Source organism: Sphaerisporangium perillae (assembly GCF_023276435.1).
In the GTDB taxonomy this organism is placed as follows: Bacteria; Actinomycetota; Actinomycetes; order Streptosporangiales; family Streptosporangiaceae; genus Sphaerisporangium; species Sphaerisporangium perillae.
The window spans coordinates 1-1,714 of sequence record NZ_JALLPO010000101.1 but is presented as its reverse complement, the minus strand read 5'-3'; the positions used below and the strand labels follow the sequence as shown (position 1 = coordinate 1,714).

At 68.0% G+C, this 1,714-nt stretch carries 2 protein-coding genes; one reads left to right on the top strand and one right to left on the bottom strand.

Annotation, left to right across the window (positions count from 1 at the left end):
* The coding region (locus MYF83_RS42140; protein WP_248966434.1) for an RNA-guided endonuclease InsQ/TnpB family protein at positions 1–1,146 on the bottom strand (1,146 nt) is incomplete at its 3' end.
* A gap of 23 nt (positions 1,147–1,169) precedes the next feature.
* Between MYF83_RS42140 and tnpA the strand changes: the two genes are divergently transcribed.
* Positions 1,170–1,598 carry an IS200/IS605 family transposase gene (gene tnpA / locus MYF83_RS42135; RefSeq protein WP_248966433.1) on the top strand — a complete coding sequence of 143 codons (429 nt, stop codon included), beginning with the start codon at positions 1,170–1,172 and terminating at the stop codon, positions 1,596–1,598.
* Positions 1,599–1,714 lie beyond the last annotated feature (116 nt).

The window sequence follows — 1,714 nt, the reverse complement described above, 5'->3', positions numbered from 1 at the left end:
CCAACCGCACGCGGGGTTGGCGCAGGCGTACCTGATCTGGTCCCGGGCCGCCGGGTCACGGTGGCCGCACTGGTGACAGGTCTGCGAGGTCCCCCGCGCGGGGACCTTCACGACCTGGCCGCCCCGGTCGGAGGTCTTGTATTCCAGCAGGGTGACCGTCCGGCCCCATGCTTCCGCAGCGATCGAGCGGTTCAGCCCGGTCTTTTGCGCGACGTTCACGCCGGGGTTGTCGACCGTGCCGGTGGCCGACCGGACCATGTTCGTGACCTTCAGGTCTTCCACCACGACCACGCTGAAGGTGCCGGCGAGTTCGGTGGTGGTCTGGTGCTGCCAGTCGACGGCTCGGCGCTTGGCTGTCGCGCGGAGCCGGGCGATCTGGTCGTAGGTGCGGGCCAGCCGATGCCAGGCCGGCTCACCACGATGCCGGGTGCGCCGCTGGCGGGCCGACTTCTTCTCCAGTCGGCGCAGGTGTTGTTTCTCGCCGTCGCTGAGCCAGGGCCCGTGCTCACGCATGGTGCCGTCCGACAGGGCCAAGGCGACGGTGATCCCCCGGTCGATCCCTACCGTGTGGCCTGGGTGCACGGCCGGGGCCGGCGCGACCAGGGTTTGGGTGCGGAACACGACCTGCCAGCCGTGGGCATCCTTGACCAGCCGCGCTCCGGTGATCCGCCCGGCGGGGCCGCCCCTGGTGACGCCGGGCAGGTCCTTGGTCCACCGAAACCGCACTCGCCCGACCTTGGGCAGATTGATCGCGCCCCACCGCCGGTTAACCCGCTTGATCTGCAAATCGCGGGCCTGCGGGACGTCCACGGCCAACCGGGTCCGCAGCCGGCCCTTGAACGTGGGCCGCTTGGCGGGATGGCCGGGGTTGAAGAAATTCGCCCACGCCTGCCGGTACGTTTTCAGCACCGCTTGCGCCGCCTGGGCGGGCAGCTGTCCCATCCAATCGATCTCGCGGCGGGCTGCCCGGATCGCCGCGTCGCAGTCCTTCAACGTCGCCAACCGGCCCTGCCGGAAGGTGAAGTACTCATGCAGCAGGTTCCACAGCGCGCGGGCGGTGTGCGCCTGACCGTCCAGCACAGCCACCTGGTCTGCGCCGAGGTCGAGTCGCGCCACGTGCGCACGAGCCTGCCTCACCAACTCCACACCGTGATCGTATCGTTTGGTTTATGTCACCGCGATGGAATCCAAACCCCGATGTACGCACCGGACGCCATGTCGTCTACCACCTCCACGCACACTTGGTGTTCGTGACCAAGTACCGGCGTGGGGTGTTCACCGACCCGATGCTGGTCCGCTGCGAGGAACTCATGCGCGAGGTCTGCGCCGACTTCGAGGTCGAACTTCGCGAGTTCAACGGCGAACACGACCACGTCCACCTGCTGGTCCACTACCCGCCGAAGGTCGCCCTGTCCAAACTCGTCAACTCACTGAAGGGCGTCTCGGCGCGGATGCTCCGCAAGGAATACAGCGCTCACGTCCGCCAGTACCTGTGGGGCGGGCATTTCTGGTCCGGCTCCTACTTCGCCGCAAGCGTGGGCGGCGCACCGCTCACGGTCCTCAAGCAGTACATCGAACAGCAGAAACAACCCGCGTGAGCTGACCTGCTCACGGGCGCGGAAGGCTAGAGCACGCTCGCGCCCTAGCGGGCACTCCCGCGTGGGCCTTCACCCCCGGCGTGAACGCCGGAGCACTGGCCCACAGTTCGGTAGAG